Annotated in this window: 22 protein-coding genes; 11 read left to right on the top strand and 11 right to left on the bottom strand. The window is 63.5% G+C overall.

What is annotated here, in order from left to right:
* Positions 1-249 precede the first annotated feature (249 nt).
* The gene (locus tag BBX50_RS03985; RefSeq protein ID WP_065774025.1) at positions 250-1,086 is read left to right on the top strand and encodes a hypothetical protein; all 837 of its coding nucleotides are present in this window, start codon (positions 250-252) and stop codon (positions 1,084-1,086) included.
* A 25-nt stretch (positions 1,087-1,111) separates the two neighbouring features.
* Here BBX50_RS03985 and BBX50_RS03980 read toward each other — a convergent pair whose 3' ends face one another.
* From BBX50_RS03980 to tsaD, 6 genes are all read right to left on the bottom strand, one after another.
* Complete coding sequence (locus BBX50_RS03980; RefSeq protein WP_065774024.1) at positions 1,112-1,519, bottom strand: DUF1761 domain-containing protein; 408 nt, start codon at positions 1,517-1,519, stop codon at positions 1,112-1,114.
* Positions 1,520-1,568: 49 nt separating this feature from the next.
* Entirely contained in the window at positions 1,569-2,234 is a 666-nt protein-coding gene (locus BBX50_RS03975; RefSeq protein WP_065774023.1) for a methyltransferase, read from the bottom strand.
* 57 nt (positions 2,235-2,291) lie between these two features.
* Positions 2,292-2,723, bottom strand: coding sequence for an EVE domain-containing protein (locus tag BBX50_RS03970; protein ID WP_065774022.1), 432 nt, complete (start codon positions 2,721-2,723; stop codon positions 2,292-2,294).
* Between the two features lie 7 nt (positions 2,724-2,730).
* Positions 2,731-3,024 (bottom strand): YciI-like protein, encoded by a 294-nt coding sequence (locus tag BBX50_RS03965; RefSeq protein WP_065774021.1) that lies wholly within the window; start codon positions 3,022-3,024, stop codon positions 2,731-2,733.
* Positions 3,025-3,081: 57 nt separating this feature from the next.
* Positions 3,082-4,083, bottom strand: a complete 1,002-nt coding sequence (locus BBX50_RS03960) for an NAD(P)H-dependent glycerol-3-phosphate dehydrogenase (RefSeq protein ID WP_065774020.1) — start codon at positions 4,081-4,083, stop codon at positions 3,082-3,084.
* Between the two features lie 84 nt (positions 4,084-4,167).
* Positions 4,168-5,262 (bottom strand): tRNA (adenosine(37)-N6)-threonylcarbamoyltransferase complex transferase subunit TsaD, encoded by a 1,095-nt coding sequence (tsaD, locus tag BBX50_RS03955; protein WP_065774019.1) that lies wholly within the window; start codon positions 5,260-5,262, stop codon positions 4,168-4,170.
* Positions 5,263-5,337: 75 nt separating this feature from the next.
* Here tsaD and hemC point away from each other — a divergent pair, with 75 nt between their 5' ends.
* From hemC to BBX50_RS03925, 6 genes are all read left to right on the top strand, one after another.
* Positions 5,338-6,267 carry a hydroxymethylbilane synthase gene (gene hemC, locus BBX50_RS03950; RefSeq protein WP_065774018.1) on the top strand — a complete coding sequence of 310 codons (930 nt, stop codon included), beginning with the start codon at positions 5,338-5,340 and terminating at the stop codon, positions 6,265-6,267.
* A gap of 4 nt (positions 6,268-6,271) precedes the next feature.
* On the top strand, positions 6,272-6,985 hold the full coding sequence (locus BBX50_RS03945; RefSeq protein WP_065774017.1) for a uroporphyrinogen-III synthase: 714 nt from the start codon (positions 6,272-6,274) through the stop codon (positions 6,983-6,985).
* A gap of 102 nt (positions 6,986-7,087) precedes the next feature.
* Positions 7,088-8,377, top strand: a complete 1,290-nt coding sequence (locus tag BBX50_RS03940; protein WP_065774016.1) for a COG4223 family protein — start codon at positions 7,088-7,090, stop codon at positions 8,375-8,377.
* A gap of 10 nt (positions 8,378-8,387) precedes the next feature.
* On the top strand, positions 8,388-10,040 hold the full coding sequence (locus BBX50_RS03935) for a heme biosynthesis protein HemY (RefSeq protein WP_065774015.1): 1,653 nt from the start codon (positions 8,388-8,390) through the stop codon (positions 10,038-10,040).
* A 24-nt stretch (positions 10,041-10,064) separates the two neighbouring features.
* Positions 10,065-10,547: a TerB family tellurite resistance protein gene (locus BBX50_RS03930; protein WP_065774014.1), complete on the top strand. Its 483-nt coding sequence runs from the start codon at positions 10,065-10,067 to the stop codon at positions 10,545-10,547.
* A 1-nt stretch (position 10,548) separates the two neighbouring features.
* Positions 10,549-11,289, top strand: a complete 741-nt coding sequence (locus tag BBX50_RS03925) for a glutamine amidotransferase (protein ID WP_065774013.1) — start codon at positions 10,549-10,551, stop codon at positions 11,287-11,289.
* Between the two features lie 52 nt (positions 11,290-11,341).
* Here the strand turns inward: BBX50_RS03925 and BBX50_RS03920 are convergent, their stop codons facing one another.
* The gene (locus BBX50_RS03920) at positions 11,342-12,589 is read right to left on the bottom strand and encodes an MFS transporter (RefSeq protein ID WP_065774012.1); all 1,248 of its coding nucleotides are present in this window, start codon (positions 12,587-12,589) and stop codon (positions 11,342-11,344) included.
* Positions 12,590-12,722: 133 nt separating this feature from the next.
* On the opposite strand from BBX50_RS03920, the gene BBX50_RS03915 reads away from it, so the two are divergent.
* Together BBX50_RS03915 and BBX50_RS03910 are read left to right on the top strand one after the other, a co-directional pair.
* Positions 12,723-13,016, top strand: coding sequence for a YggT family protein (locus tag BBX50_RS03915; protein WP_139108271.1), 294 nt, complete (start codon positions 12,723-12,725; stop codon positions 13,014-13,016).
* A gap of 2 nt (positions 13,017-13,018) precedes the next feature.
* A complete protein-coding gene (locus BBX50_RS03910) occupies positions 13,019-13,336 on the top strand; it encodes a DUF167 domain-containing protein (protein ID WP_065774011.1) in 318 nt (105 codons plus the stop codon).
* A gap of 2 nt (positions 13,337-13,338) precedes the next feature.
* On the opposite strand, the gene ppa is transcribed toward BBX50_RS03910, so the two are convergent.
* On the bottom strand, positions 13,339-13,872 hold the full coding sequence (gene ppa, locus BBX50_RS03905) for an inorganic diphosphatase (RefSeq protein WP_057254979.1): 534 nt from the start codon (positions 13,870-13,872) through the stop codon (positions 13,339-13,341).
* A 160-nt stretch (positions 13,873-14,032) separates the two neighbouring features.
* On the opposite strand from ppa, the gene BBX50_RS03900 reads away from it, so the two are divergent.
* Positions 14,033-14,632, top strand: a complete 600-nt coding sequence (locus BBX50_RS03900; RefSeq protein WP_065774010.1) for a hypothetical protein — start codon at positions 14,033-14,035, stop codon at positions 14,630-14,632.
* Positions 14,633-14,670: 38 nt separating this feature from the next.
* On the opposite strand, the gene BBX50_RS03895 is transcribed toward BBX50_RS03900, so the two are convergent.
* From BBX50_RS03895 to BBX50_RS03885, 3 genes are all read right to left on the bottom strand, one after another.
* Complete coding sequence (locus tag BBX50_RS03895; protein WP_065774009.1) at positions 14,671-15,177, bottom strand: GNAT family N-acetyltransferase; 507 nt, start codon at positions 15,175-15,177, stop codon at positions 14,671-14,673.
* Between the two features lie 205 nt (positions 15,178-15,382).
* Positions 15,383-17,209: a translational GTPase TypA gene (typA, locus tag BBX50_RS03890; protein ID WP_065774008.1), complete on the bottom strand. Its 1,827-nt coding sequence runs from the start codon at positions 17,207-17,209 to the stop codon at positions 15,383-15,385.
* A gap of 201 nt (positions 17,210-17,410) precedes the next feature.
* Complete coding sequence (locus tag BBX50_RS03885) at positions 17,411-18,973, bottom strand: alkaline phosphatase D family protein (RefSeq protein ID WP_065774007.1); 1,563 nt, start codon at positions 18,971-18,973, stop codon at positions 17,411-17,413.
* A gap of 262 nt (positions 18,974-19,235) precedes the next feature.
* Here BBX50_RS03885 and BBX50_RS03880 point away from each other — a divergent pair, with 262 nt between their 5' ends.
* Positions 19,236-20,546, top strand: coding sequence for an amidase (locus tag BBX50_RS03880; RefSeq protein WP_065774123.1), 1,311 nt, complete (start codon positions 19,236-19,238; stop codon positions 20,544-20,546).
* Positions 20,547-20,557 lie beyond the last annotated feature (11 nt).

Here is a 20,557-nt window from a genome sequence, read left to right as displayed (position 1 = left end):
GTATCGCACCTGATTGTGCGCAATTCAGTCCTCCGGACCTTTAATCACCATATTGCTTAACGACAAGTGTGTTTGCAGTGCAAAATCAATTTAATCGATTAGACGAATTGCGCCATTTTCCGCTCTGCCGGAGACACGGCCATCCGTTAACGATAGCTCCAAAAAACCAAGCGATTCCGTGACTTTCGGGCGAAATTGGCCCAGAGTGGCCTTAACGATTTGTTAAGCGTCATCCGGAGGGCGGACAGAATGGTTCTGTTCAGGGCAATCCATGCGACCAAAGTGCTAGTACTCGCCGGCCTGGTCATCGCAACGAGCTGCATCCCCATGGAAGCCCGGGACTGGGGCGGATCAGGCGGCATCCAGACGCGCACCATCCATAACCGAATGTATTCGGGCCGCTCCGGCAGTCGGGGCTACGACTTCGGCGGGGCGGGCTTCCGAAATGGCTGGAACCGCAATCATATGCCTCGCCGTGACTGGGCGTCCAACAACGGGCTGCCGGAAGTGAACACCCGCACCCGGCACATTCGCCTTCCGCGATATCGCCCATATCCTGGCCCCTACACCGAGCGATGGGGGCACCGTGGCGGGTGGATGCGAGATCGGGCAGGCAACGATATCTGGACGTCCGGCAACAGGCGCCACGATGGTCGACCGGCCATCTACGGTGGACTGCCGGAGGTGGACACACGCACCCGGCATGTCCGTCTTCCCCGGTATCGCCCCTATCCCGGCCCCAACGCCGAGCGATGGGGGAACGGCAGCGGATGGGTTCGCGACAGGGCCGGGCGCGCGATCTGGACATCCAGTGGCCGCCGCAACGACTATCGGCCGGGGATCTATGGTGGCGACGAATTTCCCGACATCATCCCGGGCATCGGCGCCTATGTCGGCGGCATTTCCGCCTATGTCGACCTGGGCAACGGCATCTATTTCAGCCAGGAAGGCGATTACCGCTATGCCGACGACAGTGGCTACGCGCCACCCCCACAGGTCAAGCGCAGCAAGATCATCACCGTCTCGCCGCAGACGATGAACCGCTCCTGCGCCTATGAACACGGCGTCTGCGTGATCCGGCAATAGGCCTGGTGCCGCTGGGCAAACGTGGTCAGACACCCATGGCGCCGATAATGGCGCCCATGGCAACCAGCACCAGCAGCCAGTGCATACCGTCGATCAGCGACAGGTCCCACCCGAAGCCCTGATAGCGATGGTTGACGACGATGGTCGTCGCGACAAAGCCGAGCCAGAGGAAGAAGGCCGAGACCACGCCGTTGGCGAGCGTCACCTGATCCGGACCGAGATGGCCGACGACGCCCGCGACCATGGTCGCCATTACCAGTTCGGACACGAAGGAAATGGCAAAGAGCACCGGCGACATCTGTGCGCTTGCGGCGTCGATGCGCGCGGCCTTCATCCAGGGCTTGCCGAGGACACCGTAGTAGATCGCGCCAAGACCGAAAGCCGCGATGGCGGCAATCAGCACCGCCAGATAGTTCATGCCCGCAAATGCCATGTTCGTTCCCCCGTTTTTTGACGGATTGGAATCGAAGGGCCTTGGGCTGTCAACTGGCCGCGTCTGCGGCAATCCCGAAGCGCCAGACGGTCGTGCGTTTGACCTCGCTATCCTCCAGCGCCCGCGTCACCGGCACCTCGTAGGTGGCCAGTGCCGTCATCATCTCGCGCGGACAGTAGGAGCGGCCGGGATCGCCAACGATTACGGTCGCACCGCCGGCGATCAACTTGGAAAACCACGGCTTTAGCTGATCGGCGAAAGCCCTGTCGTAGAAGACATCGCCGGCGAGATAGATATCGGCCTCAAGGTCTTGGCCGGTGATGTCGTCGCCAGTGTAGGAAAGCGTGACCCCATTGATCGCGGCGTTCAGCCGGACAGCGGTCTCCGCCCAGGGATCGATGTCGGCCGCAAGCACCGAGGCAGCACCCGCCTTCATCGCGGCAATCGCCACCAGGCCGGAGCCGGAGGCGAAGTCGACGACGCGACGGTCGCGCACGACCTCGGGATGGTCGAGGATATAGCGGGCGAGCCCCTGCCCTCCGGCCCAGGCGAAGGCCCAGAATGGCGGCGGCAGGCCGATCTCCTGCAATTCGTCCTCCGTCTTCAGCCAGAGCTCATGCGCCTCGGTCGCCAGGTGCAGGCGGACCTCCGGCACATGCGGCGGCGACAAAACATCGGTATTTTCGAGGATAAAGCTTTCCGGATCGGTCTTCACGAAAACTCTCCGCGCCCATCCGAACAGCCTTTGGACCTTCGGATGGGCTGAAACAAATTACCGCGGCGGATTGTCGAGCCCGCCCATGCGGCAGACCTCGAGCCATTCGTCCTCGGTCACCGGCTGCACCGAGAGGCGCATGGAGGTGACGAGCGACATCTTGGCGAGCTTCGGGTTCTCCTTGATGTCCTTCAACGTCACCGGGCGCGGCATGTCCGTGACCGCGCGGATATCGACGCAGTCCCAGCGCGCATCGCCCTCGGCGGTCGAATCCGGATGCGAGAGCGCGCAGACCTCGGTGATGCCGACGATCTCCAGGCCTTCGTTCGAATGATAGAAGAAGCCTTTGTCGCCGATCTGCATCGCCCGCATGTTGTTGCGTGCCAGGTAGTTGCGCACGCCGGTCCATTCGGTGCCCTTGGCGCCGGCATCCTTCTGCATCTGCCAGGACCATTTGACGGGTTCGGATTTGTAGAGCCAATGCGCCATCTTGGTCTCAAGCCTCCGGATTGTTGAAGACCCAATTGAAGGCCTTGATCTCGACATTGGAGAAGAGCCCCGCCTTGGCATAGGGGTCTGCCTCGGCAATGGCGCGGGCTTCGTCGATGGTCTCGCTCTTGACGATCACCAGGCTTCCCGTCGGCTTGCCGTCGTCACCGAGGAAAGGGCCGGCCATCTTGAGGACGCCCTTGGCGTTGAGATCATTGAGATAGGTGACATGGTCGGGGCGAGTATCGAGCCGAAGCTGCAGCGCGCCCGGCTTGTCGGTGCAATGAAGTGCGAAGAGCATGCTTCCTCCTGAAGTTGTCGTTTGGCGCGGGATGCGTTTCTTCATCCCGCTGCCCGTTCATTCCTGGGTGATCGGACGAGACATCAATTGTTCGAGGGCCGAGCTGACATCGAGCTTGCCGTCGATGATCGCCGCCACCGCTTCGGTGATCGGCATTTCGACGCCGAGATCATGGGCGACACGGGCGGCGACGGACGCGGCAAAGGCGCCTTCGACCAGTTCGCCCTTGCGTCCGCTGGCGCGGCCATCCTTGCCGAGCGAAATGCCGAAACGCAGGTTGCGCGACTGATGGCTGGTCGCCGTCAAGACGAGATCGCCGAGGCCGGAAAGACCACGCACCGTATCCGCCTCGCCGCCCTCGGCAGCGATGAAGCGCGACATCTCGGCAAGGCCGCGCGAAATCAGCGCCGCGCGGGCGCTGTCGCCGAGCCCCGCGCCTTCGACGATGCCGCAGGCGATCGCCAGCACATTCTTGAGCGCGCCGCCAAGCTGCACGCCGATGCGGTCTTGCGAGGGATAGAGACGAAAGGTCGGGCCGGAGAGAACTTCCGCCAGCATCGTCGCCGTCTGGGCATCGGCCGCAGCAACGACCATGGCGGTCGGCAGGCCCTTGGCAATATCGGCGGCAAAACCAGGTCCGGAGAGCACGCCGATCGCATGGCCCGGCAGCTCCTCCGCCAGCACGTCGGTCAGGAGCCGGCCGGTTGCCTGCTCCATGCCCTTGGCGCAAGTGACGATGGTGGCGGCCGCATTGATGACAGGACCATAGTGCCGCGCCGCGTCGCGATGGGCCTGGGACGGCATGACGAAAAGCACGATTTCGGCATCGGCAAGAACGGAAACGTCTGATGTGTGCTTCAGCGCCGGCGGCAGGTCGATGCCGGGTAGAGCATCTTCATTGCGACCCGTATCCCGGCACGCCTCGGCGATCTCCTGGCGACGGGCAAGCAGCGTCACGTCGCTGCCATCAGCCGATGCCGCAACCGCGGCAAGTGCTGTGCCAAAGGCGCCGGCACCGACCACGACGATCTTCGGCCCGATCTTGGAACTATCGTTCATTCTCTATCCGTATGTCCTTCGTATCGTCATGCCCCCGGCTGAGTGCGGCATGGGCTGAGTTCGTCATGCCCCTGGCTGAACTGTTCATGCCTTGGCGCCGCGTTTGCCCGAGCCGAGCAATGTTTGAGCCTGGCTGTCGAGCGGCCAGCGCGAACGCGGCGCAACATCGAGGCCATCCGCCGCCATGCCTGCCGCCAGACGTTCCGCGCCCGCCCAGGCGATCATCGCCGCATTGTCGGTGCAGAGCGAAAGCGGCGGCGCGATGAACGCGAAACCGTCCTTGTCACAGAGTTCCTGGAGCGTCGCGCGAAGAATCTGGTTGGCGGCAACCCCGCCGGCAACCACAAGCGCCGGCCGCTCAACACCGGCATACTCTGCCTTGAAGCGCTTCAGTCCGCGGCCAACGCGATCCTTCAATGTGCGCGAAATGGCCCGCTGGAACGAGGCGCAGATATCGGCAATGTCCTGATCCGTGGCCGGCTCCAGCGATTGCGCCGCCTGGCGCACCGCCGTCTTCAGGCCCGAAAACGAAAAGTCGAGCCTGGCGTCGCCGACGAGCGGCCGTGGGAAATTGAACCGTTCCGGATTACCGGCGAGCGCCGCCCTCTCCACTGCGGGGCCACCCGGATAGGGCAGGCCGAGCAGCTTCGCCGTCTTGTCAAAGGCTTCGCCCAGCGCATCGTCGATCGTGGTCCCCCAGCGCTCGTAGTCGCCGACGCCCTTGACCAGAATCAACTGGGTGTGGCCGCCGGAAACAAGCAGCATCAGATAGGGGAAGGAAAGCCCGTCCGTCAGCCGCGCCGTCAGCGCGTGGCCTTCGAGATGGTTGACGGCGTAGAGCGGCTTGCCGGTTGCGCGCGCGATCGCCTTGCCGGTCATCAGCCCGACGATCAGCCCGCCGATCAGACCGGGACCACTTGTCGCAGCAATCGCATCGATGTCGGCAAGCGTAACGCCGGCACGCAGCAGCGCCTCCTCGATCAGCGTATCGAGCGCCTCCACATGGGCGCGCGCCGCGATCTCAGGAACCACGCCGCCATAGGCGCTGTGCTCTTCCAGCTGGCTCAGAACGACGTCACCAAGAATATGGCCTTTACCGCTTTCATCGCGCAGAATAACGGAAGCGGCGGTTTCGTCGCAGCTTGTTTCTATGCCGAGGATGCGCAGGGGCGGAGACATCAGGAACTACTCAAAAGATTGCGGTCGCACCGAAAGGTGGGTACACGGAACTCCGGTAACAATGGATAGCCTTTGATGCAAACAAAACCTTTCCGGATCGGCACGCGCGGTAGCCCGCTGGCGCTCGCCCAGGCCCATGAAACGCGCGATCGCCTCGCAGCGGTCCATGGTCTGCCGCCGGAAATGTTCGAGGTCGTCATTCTGTCGACCAAAGGCGACCGCATCACCGATCGCTCGCTCGCCGAGATCGGCGGAAAGGGCCTGTTCACAGAAGAGATCGAGCAGCAATTGCTGTCGGCCGAACTCGATTTCGCCGTGCATTCGTCGAAGGACATGCCGACGAAGCTGCCGGACGGGCTCTGTCTTTCCGCCTTCCTGCCGCGCGAGGATGTTCGCGACGCCTTCATCGGCCGCACGGCACCGAAACTGATGGAACTTCCCGAGGGCGCAACGGTCGGCTCGTCGTCGCTGCGCCGCCAGGCGCTGATCCGCCGGCTGCGTCCGGATATCAACGTCATCACCTATCGCGGCCAGGTGGAAACGCGACTGAGAAAGCTCGCCGAGGGCCAGGTGGACGCGACGCTGCTCGCCTATGCCGGTCTGAAGCGGCTGGGTATGGCCCACGTCCCGACCGAACTGCTCGATCCGGAAGATTTTCCGCCGGCACCGGCACAGGGCGCGATCTGCATCGAAAGCCGGGCGGGCGACCGCCGCATCAACGACCTGCTTGCGGCCATTGACGATCCGCGCACCCACGAGGCGGTTGCCTGCGAGCGCGGCTTCCTCGCGACGCTCGACGGCTCCTGCCGCACGCCGATCGCCGGCCTGGCCACCTCGGACGGCACGCATCTCCGCTTCTCCGGCATGATCCTCACGCCGGATGGCCGGACGCATCATCGTGTCGCCATCGAAGGCAAGAGTACCGATGCCGAGGCGCTTGGCCGCAAGGCCGGCGAGGAGATCCGCGCCATGGCCGGCCCGGGCTTCTTTGCAAGCTGGACCTAAGCCGATGCGCGTGCTCGTCACCCGGCCGCTTCCTGCCGCCGAGACGACCGCACGCCGGCTGGAGGCTGCCGGCCACGAAGCAATCCTGCTGCCGCTGATGCAGGCTACCCGTTTCACCGTTGCTGCAAAAGCAGCGCTCGAAATGCCGCATGCGGCGATCGCTCTGACCAGCGCCGAAGCAGTTCGGGTCCTCGCCGCATTCCGTGAAGATCTTGCGAAGGATCTCGCCGATCCCTGCTTTTGCGTCGGCGAGGCGACCGCACGCGCGGCCGAGGAACTCGGCTTCGCCGATATCCGCATCGGCGGCGGAACCGGCGAGGCGCTGGCCGGGCTGATCGCCTCGACCATCGACACACTGACGCAGCAGCCGGTCCTCTATCTGACCGGCACACCTCGTTCGGACGGTCTCGAACACATGCTCCAGCAGCACGGCATCAATCATCGGGTGGTGGAATGCTATCGGATGGATCCCATCGCGCACCCACCCGGCATCCTGCAGGACGCCATGCGACCTGGCCCCTTCGACGCCGTGCTGCTTTACTCCCGTGAGACGGCCCGCCGGCTTGCAAGTCTCCTGTCGGACGCTGGCCTCGCCGCCCCCTCCTTCGCTTCGCGTTACCTTTGCCTCAGCCCCGCGATCGCCGAGGCGCTGCCGCACAACGTGAGGCTGGAGATTGCCGCAAGGCCCGATGAAGAAAGCCTTTTCAGTCTTCTCTAATGCCAAATTCATTCAAAAACGGAACGGAGGGGCTTTCCCTCCCCGTTCCGGCTGACTAGGTTTGAGGGAAGAGCCGACAGGCACCAACGGTAAGAGGTCACCATGGTATCGGAAAACCCGCCGCGCCGCTCGAAGTCCGGGAAGGAACCGCTGACGATCGACCTCGAAGCGGACAAGACCATTGCGGAACCGGCCGAGGCAGAAGCAGGCCGCGAGCCGGTGATGGACGCTGCAGCCACAGACGCCGAAGGCGACGCCAAAGCGGATGATGCTACGGCCGACAGCAGCGACGACAGCGCTGCCGACTCCCGCCTTGAGGAAGAAATCGAGGAGCAGCGCGCCGATGCGGCGGCCGATGCCGCCGCGGCCGCTTTTGCTGAAGAGCCACCGCACGTCGTGACGCGCGATGCGGAGCCGGCACCGCGGCAAAAACCCGTCTCCAATTCCGGGGCGCTTGCCGCCGGCATCGTCGGCGGCCTGGTGACGCTGCTCGGGTTCGGCGGTCTGCAATATGCCGGTTTCGTCCCGGCGCTTGGGCCGGATCGCGGCAGCGGCGTCGAACAGTCCGTGTCACAGGAATTGCAGGCCCTGCGCGACCAGATCGCAGCGCTGCCCGCCCCCACGGCCGTTGTCGACAACACGGCGCTCGAAGGCCGTCTCGCCGCGCTGGAACAGTCCGCAGCCCAGCCCGGCGCGAACGGCCCAGGCGGCGCCGAGGCTGAGGCGCTGAAGGCCGAGGTCGACAATCTCACCAAGGAGATTGCGGGCCTGAAGACCGCGCTTGCCGACGCCCGGCAATCGGCCACCGCCGAGAAAGCCGAGCTCGCGAGCCGCATCGAATCCGCCGAGCAGAAGCTCAACGAGCCGGTCAATGATATCCAGATGGCGAAGGCCGTCGCGGTTACCGCGCTCAAATCCGCGATCGATCGCGGCGGGCCATTCCTCGCCGAACTCGACGCGTTGCGCAGCATCGCACCGGATGAGCAGGCCATATCCGGCCTGGCAACGGATGCCCAGACCGGCGTGCCGACCCGCACCGACCTGCGCCGCGAGTTCCCCAAGACCGCCGATGCCATGCTCGACGCCCTCAATCAGCCCGATCCGAACGAGGGCATTTTCGACCGGCTCGTGTCGAGCGCCATGTCGGGCATTCGCGTCCGCCCGGTCGGCAGCGTCGAGGGTGACACGCCCGAGGCGGTCATCGCCCGCATCGAGGACAAGCTGAACAATGGTGACCTGAAGGGCGCAGCGCTTGAATGGGACGGCCTGCCGGTCGCCGCCAAGCCGGTGGGCGAGGCCTTCAAGGCCAAGCTCGACCAGCGCCTGCGCGTCGAGGGCGTGATCGACGCTGCCGTCGCCGCAACGATGGCCAAGCCGGGCACAGAGGGTTGAGGAAACAGACATGATCCGCATTCTGGTTTTCATCCTCCTCGTCCTCGGCCTCGGCCTCGGCTTCGCATGGCTTGCCGACCGTCCGGGCGAACTCTCTCTCGTCTGGCAAGGTCAGCTCGTCGAGATGAGCCTGATGCGCGCCGCATCGCTGCTGATCTCGCTGATCGCCGCCGTGCTGATCGCCGTCTGGCTGGTGCGCACGATCTGGCTGTCGCCGCACACGGTTACCCGCTACTTCCGCGCCCGCAAGCGCGACCGCGGCTACCAGGCACTTTCGACCGGCCTGATCGCCGCCGGCGCCGGCGATGCCAACCTTGCCCGCAAGATGACGGCGCGCACCCGCGGCCTGATCAGCGCCGACCAGGAGCCGCTGATCCACCTGCTTGAAGCACAGACGGCGCTGATCGAGGGCAAGTATGACGACGCCCGCCGCAAGTTCGAACTGATGGCGGACGATCCGGAGACGCGCGAACTCGGGCTTCGCGGGCTTTATCTCGAAGCCAAGCGCCTTGGTGCGCACGAAGCAGCCCGGCAATATGCCGAACGCGCCGCCGAAAAGGCGCCGCATCTTCCCTGGGCGGCGCTCGCAACGCTCGACAGCCAGAGCCAGGCCGGGCAATGGGACGACGCCCTTCGTCTTCTTGATCAAAGCCGCGCTGCCCATGTGGTCGAGCGCAAGGACGCAGACCGCAAGAAGGCCGTGCTTTTGACCGCCCGCGCGATGACGAAGCTCGATGGCGACGTGAAGGCGGCGCGCGACGATGCGCTCGCCGCGCTGAAGCTGGACGAACATCTGGTGCCGGCCGCGCTCATCGCCGCCAAGGCACTGTTTCGCGAGGATAACCTGCGCAAGGGAACCGCGATCCTTGAGAAGAGCTGGAAGCACGAACCGCACCCGGACGTGGCGAAGCTCTACGTGCGTGCCCGTGGTGGCGACACTGCCGTCGACCGGCTGAAACGGGCGCGCAAGCTCGAGGCCCTGCGACCGAACAATGCCGTTGCCATGGCCACCGTCGCCGAAACCGCACTCGAAGCGCGCGAATTGCTTCTGGCCCGCACCAAGGCTGAAGCCGCAGCAAGGCTTGATCCGACCGAAAGCGTCTTCCTGCTGCTTGCCGACATCGAAGAGGCGGACACCGGTGACGAGGGCCGCATCCGCCACTGGATGGCGCAGGCGCTGCGCAGTCCGCGTGATCCGGCCTGGACTGCCGATGGCGTGACATCACCGACGTGGCTGCCGGTCTCCCCGGTCAGCGGCCGGCTCGACGCCTTCGAATGGAAGGCGTCGCCGCACACGCTTTCGGCAACTGTCGACCACGATCAATCCACCGCTGACGAAGCGATCCGCAGCCTGCCGCCGGTGGCGATCGAGCCGCATGTGCACGAACCGGCGCCTGTGGCCAAGCGGAAGGAGACGCCTGTCATCCTCGAGGCCGAGCGCGAGGAGCCTGTGGTACAGGTGCAGCCGATCAAGGTTGCGGAACGCAAGCCACCCGAGCCGGTCGCCGAAAAAGCTGCGATCAAGACGACGGCGAAGGAAGACGTCGCCAACGGCGAGCAGATATCCGATCCCTTCTTCGGGCGACCGCCGGATGATCCGGGGGTCCGCGATCCCGCCACCGGCGAGAAGACACCGGAAAAGGCCGGGTTCCGACTGTTTTGAGTATCAAGGGGCTGGGCAGAATATATGTTTGAACGCTTACGGACGTTTCTCGACGGGCTCACGGGTCCGACGGCACGAATACAGCATGGCGACCCCAGAGTGGCGGTCATCGCCCTCTGTTTCCAGGTGATGGAAGCCGACGGCAGGATCCTTGCGTCCGAGCGGCGCAAGATGCGGGCGGTCATCAAGCAGCACTACAAGGTCGACGATGCGGCGCTGGCGGCGCTGATCGAAGCCGGCGAGACTGCCGAGAGCGAAGCGATCGACTTCTACCAGTTCACCGCCGAGATCAAACGGCATCTGTCGGAAGAGCAGCGCGTCGAACTCGTCGGCATGCTCTGGGATATCGTCTATGCCGACGGCGAGCGCAGCGAGATGGAAGATCACGTGATCTGGCGGATTGCCGACCTGCTCGCTGTCTCCGGCCGCGACCGGGTGCTCATGCGGCAGGAGGCTGCGGCGAGAAGCGACGCGGCCGTGGAAGTAGAGCCGCAACAGGAAAACTGAAATGCCGATACCGGACACCAGCGCCCGAGACCCGGTTCTGATCATTCTGCATCAGGAACGATCGAGCGCCGGCCGCGTCGGTCAAATTCTTCAGCAAAAGGGCTTTAGCCTGGATATCCGCCGTCCGGCGCTCGGCGACGAGCTGCCTTCCACGCTGGAGCGCCATAGCGGCACGATCGTCTTCGGCGGCCCGATGAGCGCCAATGACGAGGAAGAGTTCGTCCGCCGCGAGATCGATTGGCTCTCCGTTCCGCTCAAGGAGAACAAGCCCTATCTCGGCATCTGCCTCGGCGCGCAGATGCTGGCGCGCAATCTCGGCGGTAGCGTCGCGCCGCATCACGAAGGCATGACCGAGATCGGCTGGTACCCGCTGGTGGCGACCGAGGCCGGCAAGGCGCTGATGGACTGGCCGGACATGGTCTATCATTTCCACCGCGAAGGCTTCGATCTACCTGCAGGCGCCGAGCTGCTCGCAACCGGCGACACCTATCCGAACCAGGCGTTCCGCTATGGCGACAACGCCTGGGGCATCCAGTTCCACGGCGAGCTGACACGCGCCATGATGCACAGATGGGTCGTGCACGGCGCCCACCGCTTCGAGATGCCGGGCGCCCAGGTCGGCAAAGCACACCTCGACGGACGCATGCAGCATGACGGGCCGCTGCGCACCTGGATGGAGAACTTCCTCGAATTGATCTTCCTGCGCCACCAACAACCAGAAACAGTTCCACGAAAAGCGTAAAACGGTTTTCCGGCCGGAATTGCGTTTCAAGAAACGGCCTAACGCAACCCGCCTATGGTTGCTTGTGGTGATCGGGCACGTCGAGCGTGTCGATCTTGCGCAATTGCGGGAAGCCGAGAGCCCAGAGCCCTGACACGAGCAGCGTTCCCATACCACCGAAAACGACCGCGAACACCGCGCCGAAGCCGGAGGCCATCATGCCGGCGCGGAATTCGCCGAGTTCGTTCGACGCGCCGACAAAGACCATATTGACGGCGTTGACCCGACCGCGCAGCTCGTCCGGTGTCCAGAGCGTGATCAGCGTCTCGCGCACATAGACAGAGATCATGTCGGCGGCGCCCATGACGACAAGGGCCGCAATCGAGATCCAGGGCGTGGCGGAAAGCCCGAAGATGATCGTGCCGAGGCCGAAGAGCGCCACGCCGATGAACATGTAGAAACCGGCCCGATGGCGGATCGGGTGGGCGGCCAGCCACACCGCCATGCCGACGGCGCCGATGCCCGGAGCAGCACGAAGCAGGCCGAGGCCCCAGGGGCCGAGCGCAAGAATGTCACGGGCGAAAACCGGCATCAACGCGACGGCACCGCCGAGCAGCACGGCGAAGAGATCGAGCGATATGGCGCCGAGCACCACTTTTTCCGCCTTGATATAGCGGAAACCGGCGGTGATCGTCTCCCAGCTCTGCGCGGAGGCCGGCGTGCGCTTTGCCGGCTTCGGAATGGCAAAAACCATGAGCGCCGCAGCCAGAAAGAAGCAGACGCCGACCGCATAGGGAACGACCGCACCGAGTGCATAGATCAGGCCGCCGGCGACCGGGCCGACGATCATCGCGGTCTGCCAGGACGTGGAGTTCCAGGCGATCGCATTGGGCAGATCTTCGGGCGGCACCAGATTGGGCGCCAAAGACTGCGAAGCCGGCGCCAGGAAGGCGCGCTCGATGCCGAAGACGACGAGGATTGCATAGACCGGCCAGGGCGAAAACAGCCCGGTCACGGTCAGCATGAGCAACGCGGCAGCGCAGAGCGTGCTGACGACCATGCAGATGCCCATGATCATGCGTCGGTTGTAGCGGTCGGCCGCGGCCCCGGTGACGAGGATCAGAACCAGCGACGGCAGGAACTGGAAGAGACCGATCAGGCCGAGATTGAAGGGATCACGCGTGAGATCATAGATCTGCCAGCCGACGGCGACCGAGATGATCTGGATCGCAAAGTAAGCGAGAAACCGGGAGAAGAAATAGCGGCGGTAGCCGACATGCCGAAAGGCGGCAAAACGATGCGAGGCATGAACGGCGGACATGAGGGAGGCGCTCCTGGTGGGACCGGCTGTCGAACGGCCTCATGTTAAACATGATCGCGCCCGATAAACCGGCGTACTTGCTCGTTTAGGTCTCAATGTCTACATGTCTGTCAATAACGATTTGGAGACCGGCATGCTTGCTGTCATCGGCACCTTGAATTTCATCATCAACATCGCGTGGTTTCTGGTCATCGCGTCGGCCATCTTTTCCTGGCTCTACGCGTTCAACGTCATCAACGTGAACAACCAGGCGATCAACATGATCGGCCGCTCGCTCTACCAGTTGACCGAGCCGCTCTACCGTCCGATCCGCCGGGTTCTGCCCGACATGGGCGGCGTCGACCTGTCGCCGCTGGTTGTGCTCGTGATCCTCTACTTCATCCAGCTCTTCCTCAACACGACGATCGCGCCGGCCCTGCTTGGCTAACGATGGCCACCTCGGCCTTCACCGCCCATGGCGACCATTGTCGCCTGACGGTGCGCCTCACGCCGAATGGCGGCCGTGAGGCCATCGACGGCTTCGAGACCGGCGCCGACGGCGAGGAATATCTGAAAGTGCGCGTCAGCGCCGTGCCCGAGAAGGGCAAGGCCAACCAGGCGCTGATCGCCTTTCTTGCGAAGAAGCTTGGGCTTGCCAAGAGCAGGCTCTCCCTCATCTCAGGCGAAACGCAGCGCAAAAAAATCCTCCGGATCGAGGGCGATCCGGAGGATTTGATGAGGCGACTTGCCGAGCTGGTCGGTCGTTAAGCTTACTTGGCGCCCTTGGCGCGCTCGACCGCTTCCTTGATCAACTGACGGGCGACGGACGCATCCTTCCAGCCGAAGATCTTCACCCACTTGCCGGGCTCCAGATCCTTGTAGTGCTCGAAGAAGTGCTCGATCTGCTTCAGCGTGATTTCCGGCAGGTCGGTGTATTCATGCACCTTGTCGTAGCGCTGTGTCAGGTGAGCCGACGGAACGGCGATGATCTTCTCGTCCTGGCCGGAATTGTCTTCCATCATCATCACGCCGATCGGGCGCACGTTGATGACGCAGCCCGGAACCAGCGGACGGGTGTTGCAGATCAGAACGTCGATCGGGTCGCCGTCATCCGAAAGCGTGTGCGGCACGAAGCCGTAATTGCCCGGATAGGTCATCGGCGTGTAGAGGAAGCGGTCGACGACCAGCGTGCCGGCTTCCTTGTCCATCTCGTACTTGATCGGATGGCCGCCGACGGGAACTTCAACGATCACGTTGACATCTTCTGGTGGATTCTTTCCGATGGAAATCGCGTCGATGCGCATGGATCTACTCCAGGGTCGGTTTGAGAAGTTTGCCCGTCGGATAAAGGGAAACATGCCGCGATGCAACATAACTTTCGTCCGTAGCGCAGATTCAACCGGTCGTTTCGTGCCTGCCAATCGACCTCCACAGGTCTCAAAATTACACTTGAGGGAGTTCCAGATGAACGGAAGGGTTGCGCTCCTCGCGATGGCACTGCTGTCCGCCGGGCCGGCGATAGCCAATGAAAGCGTCTACACCGATATCGGCCGCGACAAGTGCAAGACGATCGCGGAAGAGGAAGGCATGTACGCGTTGATGACCTGCCCGGGTCATGCGGACTACCCCGTTCGGTTCAAGGAAGCCGACATCCGCCAGAGCGTCTCGTTCGGCCACCTGAACCAACGCTATTCCGACGACGCCTTCGAGAGTTTCATTCCGTTCAACCATGCCGGCACGACCGTGGAGTGGCGGGTTGCCAAGGGCGGCGCGCCGGTCGCGACGATCCTGCGCTGGTTCATCGAGAACACCGACGCGTCGGGCGCATCGGTCCCGGCGCTCCAGGGGCAGGTGCTCGTCATCTCCAGGGTGGCCGAGAAGGACGATGGCAAGGGCTGCGTCGCCGGCTATGTCGATGCGCTCGCCAATCCCGATCCGAATGCGCTTGCCCGCAAGGTCGCCGACGAGGTGGCGCCGACCTTCCGCTGCGGCATCGACAAGCCCGCCTATCACGGCACGCGTGGCGACAAGGCCGCCGAAACGGTCAACGAACTGCCGGAATAAGCCTTGATTTCAGTATTGCGGCCGGGATCTTGGTGAGCCTAGTTCCAGACGAAGCCGACCTTCTTCAGGTGTTTGTCGCCGAAATCTTCCATGCCTTCGGCGATGTCCGTGCCGCCGGCACCCTGGAAGAAGTGGTAGGCATGTTCGCTGTCTTCGAGGCACCAGACGACGAGCCCGCGGCAACCAAGCGAGCGCAGCAGGCTCCTCGCTTCGCCGAAAAGGACACGCCCGAGACCGATGCCCTGATACTCGGGCCTGAGATAGATCTCGTAGATCTCGCCTTCCTGTGGCAGAGCCTTGGCACGGCTGAGGCCGAGCGTTGCATAACCGGCAATGGTTCCGGCCACGTCCACGACGAGCAGCGTCGCAGGGCCGCGGGTCGCCTTGCGCCACCAGACCTCGTCACGGCGATTGACCATCTGAACGAGCGGACGGTGGGGGATGAGACCGCCATAGGCCTGCAGCCACGAAACGCGGTGCACATCGGCAATGGCCGACGCTTCCTGCGGCTCTCCGGGCCGAATCTCTATCGAAACAGTCTTCATGACTCGCGACTCTAAACACACACACGGCGAACAGGAATCCCGCCCGGTTGCCGGCCGGCGTTAACCCACAGGCAACTTTAACGGCACCCTATGGAAGGTTAACGCCTTTTTAACTTTATCCGCAAGTCGCCCATCCGTGGCACACACAGCAAAAAACCCCGGATCGCTCCGGGGTTTTTTCTAGGCTTGGTAATTTTCAGGCTGCTCAGGCAGCACCGGCCGTGCGCGACTTCTCGAAGCGCTTGCGCTCGTTCGGGTCGAGATACATCTTGCGCAGGCGGATCGACTTCGGCGTCACTTCGACGAGCTCGTCGTCCTGGATCCAGGAGAGCGCGCGCTCCAGCGTCATGCGGATCGGCGGCGTCAGACGAACGGCTTCGTCCTTGCCGGCAGCACGCATGTTGGTGAGCTTCTTACCCTTCAGAACGTTCACTTCGAGGTCGTTGTCGCGGGTGTGGATGCCGATGATCATGCCGGCATAGACCTTCTCGCCGGCATCGATGATCATCGGGCCGCGGTCTTCGAGGTTGAACATCGCGTAGGCAACAGATTCACCGGAATCGTTCGACAGGAGAACGCCGTTGACGCGGCCGCCGATCTCGCCCTTGTAGGGCTGGTAGTCGTGGAACAGGCGGTTCATGATCGCCGTGCCGCGGGTGTCGGTCAGAAGTTCCGACTGGTAGCCGATGAGGCCGCGGGTCGGAGCGAAAAACACCAGGCGGACGCGGTTGCCACCGGACGGACGCAGCTCGACCATTTCGGCCTTGCGCTCCGACATCTTCTGCACGACGACGCCGGAATGCTCTTCATCGACGTCGATGACCACTTCTTCGATCGGCTCGAGCAGCTGACCATTGTCATCCTTGTGCATGACGACGCGTGGACGCGAAACGGCAAGCTCGAAACCTTCGCGGCGCATGGTTTCGATCAGAACGGCGAGCTGCAGTTCGCCACGGCCCGACACGAAGAACGAATCCTTCTCGGAGGATTCTTCGATCTTCAGCGCAACGTTGCCTTCGGCTTCCTTGAACAGGCGGTCGCGGATGACGCGGCTCGTAACCTTGTCGCCTTCGGTGCCGGCAAGCGGCGAGTCGTTGACGATGAAGGACATGGTGACGGTCGGCGGGTCAATCGGCTGTGCGGTCAGCGCTTCGGCAACGCTCGGGTCGCAGAAGGTATCGGCAACGGTACCCTTGGTGAGGCCAGCGATCGCAACAATGTCACCGGCATGCGCTTCTTCGATAGGCTGACGCTCGATGCCGCGGAAAGCGAGGATCTTCGAGACACGGCCATTTTCGAGCAGCTTGCCGTCCTGGCCGAGAACCTTCACGGCCTGGTTCGGCTTCAGCGAACCCGAATGGATGCGGCCGGTGATGATGCGGCCGAGGAAGGGGTTGGCTTCAAGGATCGTGCCGATCATGCGGAACGGGCCTTCGGCAACCGTCGGCTCCGGCACGTGCTTCAAGACGAGATCGAGAAGCGGCGCCATGCCCTGGTCCTTCGGACCTTCAGGCGCAACGTTCATCCAGCCATCGCGGCCCGAACCGTAAAGGATCGGGAAGTCGAGCTGTTCGTCGGTAGCGTCGAGGTTGGCGAACAGGTCGAAGACCTCGTTGATGACTTCCTCGTGGCGGCCGTCCGGGCGGTCGATCTTGTTGATCGCAACGATCGGCTTCAGGCCGACCTTCAGAGCCTTGCCGACCACGAACTTCGTCTGCGGCATCGGGCCTTCGGAAGCGTCGACGAGAACAATGGCGCCATCCACCATCGACAGGATGCGCTCGACTTCGCCGCCGAAGTCGGCGTGGCCGGGCGTGTCAACGATGTTGATGCGGTTTCCCTTCCACTCGACCGAAGTCGCCTTGGCGAGAATGGTGATGCCACGCTCTTTTTCGAGGTCGTTGGAGTCCATGACGCGTTCGGCAACGCGCTGGTTGTCGCGGAACGAGCCCGACTGCTTCAGGAGCTCGTCAACAAGGGTCGTTTTCCCATGGTCGACGTGCGCGATAATCGCGATGTTACGAATGCTCATTTTTCGTCTCGGAAGGTTTAGGGCAAGCCCCGATGGGCCACGCCGCTTTTTCAATGGTCGCGCTCATACAGGTTTTTTTGCGATTGCGAAAGGGGGGCACGTCGAAGAGACCGGCGCCGAAAGGCCGGCAGACCATGGCTTTGCAACCGGCATGGCCCCCTCGCGCCGGGTTTGCACCGATGCCAACGACCGTCGAATTGCTCATGCGACCGCTGCCGGATCAAGCGTTACGCGCCAGAGTTCCTGGTCCTGCCGGTCCATCAGCCGCACGGTCATCTGCTGCGTCTGACCGTTGATGTCGACGATGCCGAAGAACTGCAGGCCGGCCGACGGCGGCAGGTTGCTGTCGATGCCACCGCCCGAGGCCTTGATGAAGCGAACCTCGGGTCCGAAGGTCATGTCGAGCTCCTTCGGCCCATAGGTGCCGGAATGAAGGGGGCCTGACACAAACTCCCAGAACGGCGTGAACTCCTTGAAGGCGGCGCGCGCAGGATCATAGTGGTGCGCAGCGGTATAGTGCACGTCCGCCGTCAGCCAGACCAGATTGTCGATGCCGTTGTCGCGAATGAAGGTAAGCAGATCGGCAAACTCGCGTTCGCGGCCGAGAGGCGCACCGTTGTCGCCATTGGCGATCGCATCCGAACCGCGCCGGTTGGCATGGTCGTCCCAGACGACGAGGCCGATCGGCATGTCGCAGGCAATCACCTTCCAGGTGGCGCGCGAGGCGGCGAGCTCGCGTTTGAGCCAGTCCGCCTGCCGCCAGCCGAAAAGCTCGCCGCCGCCCTCGCCCTGGTTGGCGCCGCGATAGGAGCGCAGATCGATAAAGAAAACATCGAGCAACGGACCGTAACCGATCTTGCGGAAGATGCGGCCCGGCTGCGTTGGGACGTTACGGATCGGCGTCATCTCGTGAAACGCGCGCGCGGCACGCGCGGCATAGACGGCGACGTCCTTTTCCGGATAACGCGGGTCGTCGCGAAGATCGGTCGAGGCCGACCAGTTGTTCAAGACCTCATGGTCGTCCCATTGATAGAACGTGGGACAGACGGCATTCAGCTGCCGGACATGCTCGTCGAGCAGATTGTATTTCCATTGGCCGCGATATTCTTCGAGCGTGCGCGCCACATCGCGCTTCTCATGCGTCACCACGCGGTTCTTCCAGATACCGCCGTCGCGAAGCTCAATCTCGTCGGGGATGGGGTTGTCGGCATAGATCGTGTCGCCGGAATGGATGAAGAAATCCGGCTCGTGCTGCCGCATCGTCGAATAGGTCTTCATGCCGACATCATCGATGCCCCAGCCCTGGCCGGCGGTATCGCCCGACCAGACGAAGCGGACCGAGCGTTTGCGCAACGGCGCCGTGCGAAACCGGCCAACCACCGGCTCGGAGACACGGTTGACATCGTAGAGATCGGTTGCGGTGAAGCGATAGAAAATGTCCTGGTCCGGCAGCAGCCCGTCGAGCGAGCATTTCACCGCACAATCGGCCTGCGACGTCGCCGTCAATTCGGCAAGGCGGACCGGATTGGCGAAACTCTCGGTCGTCGAATACTCCACCGACACCCGCGACGGCCGGTCGACCCGGGTCCAGACCATGCCCGAGCACGTGTCGACATCGCCGGACTGCACACCGTGAACAAATTCCGGCCGGCCGTAGCCGCGGGCATAGAAGGGAGTTGCAAGACCCGACGAGGCCGCGAAGCCCGCGGCACCGGCGGAAAGCAGGAAAGAACGCCGCGAAAGCGTCTTGAGGATATCGGCCAAGCAGACCTCCGAATCGGCAGCGCGATCGCGCGTGCCGGACCTTTGGTCATGCCGATGTCAAAGGCGTAACAGCCGCATGAAACAATTTGAACGGTTTGGCGACAGTTCGGTGAAGGTGGGCGGCTTCGTTCCAATCCGGATGATGGCTTTTGCGATCAATGCTGCTATCGAAGGAAGCGCCGGATCGCCTCCGCGAAACCGGGCAACGATCCGGCATCGCGTCGTGCTAAAAGCGACGACAGACATCATCAGGTTCCTCACCGTGCCCCATTCGAACTCTTCTTCCGTCCGCGATCGCCTCGAACAGATCTTGAGCCGGCTCAATGATCGCCGGAGCGAAGAAAGGACGTTCGTGCGCCTTTACGCCGAAAGTGCGCGCAGCGAGGCGGATGCGTCCGACCGTCGTCGGCAGACGGGCGCGAGCCTGGGTCCGCTCGACGGCAAGATCGTCTCGATCAAGGACCTGTTCGACGTTGCCGGCGAGCCGACGCTTGCCGGGTCGGTCATTCGCCGCGATGCGCCGCCGGCTGCAGCCGATGCCCTGATCGTAACGCGGCTGCGCGCCGCCGGCGCCGTGATCGTCGGCAAGACCCATATGACCGAATTTGCCTTCACCGCGGTCGGGCTCAACCCGCACTATCCGGTGCCCGGCAACGCCACCGATGAAAGCCTGATCCCCGGTGGCTCCTCATCCGGTGCCGGGGTCTCAGTCGCCGAAGGCACCTGCGACATCGCCATCGGCTCCGACACGGGTGGCTCCATACGCATCCCCGCGGCCTTGAACGGCATCGTCGGCTTCAAACCGACCGCCAGCCGCATCCCGCTCGATGGCGCCTTTCCGCTTTCCCCTGCCCTGGATTCGATCGGCCCCCTCGCCCGCACCGTCGCCGACTGCGCGATGGCCGATGCCGTGATGGCCGGCGAGCGGCCGACGCCGCTTGCCGCTCGACCGATCGCAGGTTTGCGCATCGGCGTGCCGGACGGGAGGTTGCTGGACGACCTCTCGCCCGAGGTCGCCGACGCCTTTGCCGCAAGCCTTGACCGGCTCGCCCGATCAGGCGCTGCGATCGTCGGCTGCCAGATCGACGATCTGATCCAGAGACTTCGCGAAGCGACTCGCATCGGTTCGATCGCCGGGCTGGAGGCAAGCCGCATCCACGCCGATTGGCTGAAAGACGACGATGCGCCCGTCGATGCACGGGTCAAGGAACCGCTTCGGCGGCGCCTCACGGTACCGGATACAGCCATCGCGGCCTTGCTGGACACACGGCGCGCACTCGCCGTCGAAATGGGCGAGCGGCTTTCGCCCTACGACCTCGTCGCCCTGCCGACGACGCCGATTGCCGCCGTGCCGATTGCCAGCGTGGCAACGGACGACGCCGAATATGACCATGTGGAAGGCCTGCTGTTGCGCAATTGCCAGGTCGCCAACCAGTTCGACCTTGACGCCATCACGCTGCCGATGCCGGGACTGACGCGCCCGGCCGGCCTGATGCTGATGGGAAGGAATGGAACCGACAGGGCGTTGCTGGCGGTTGCTCTCTCGGTGGAGCCACTGCTGCAGGATCGCTGACCACCGGCAAT

Source organism: Ensifer sp. LC11 (genome assembly GCF_001695835.1).
Classification (GTDB): domain Bacteria; phylum Pseudomonadota; class Alphaproteobacteria; order Rhizobiales; family Rhizobiaceae; genus Ensifer.
This window is presented reverse-complemented; position numbering and strand designations above follow the sequence as displayed.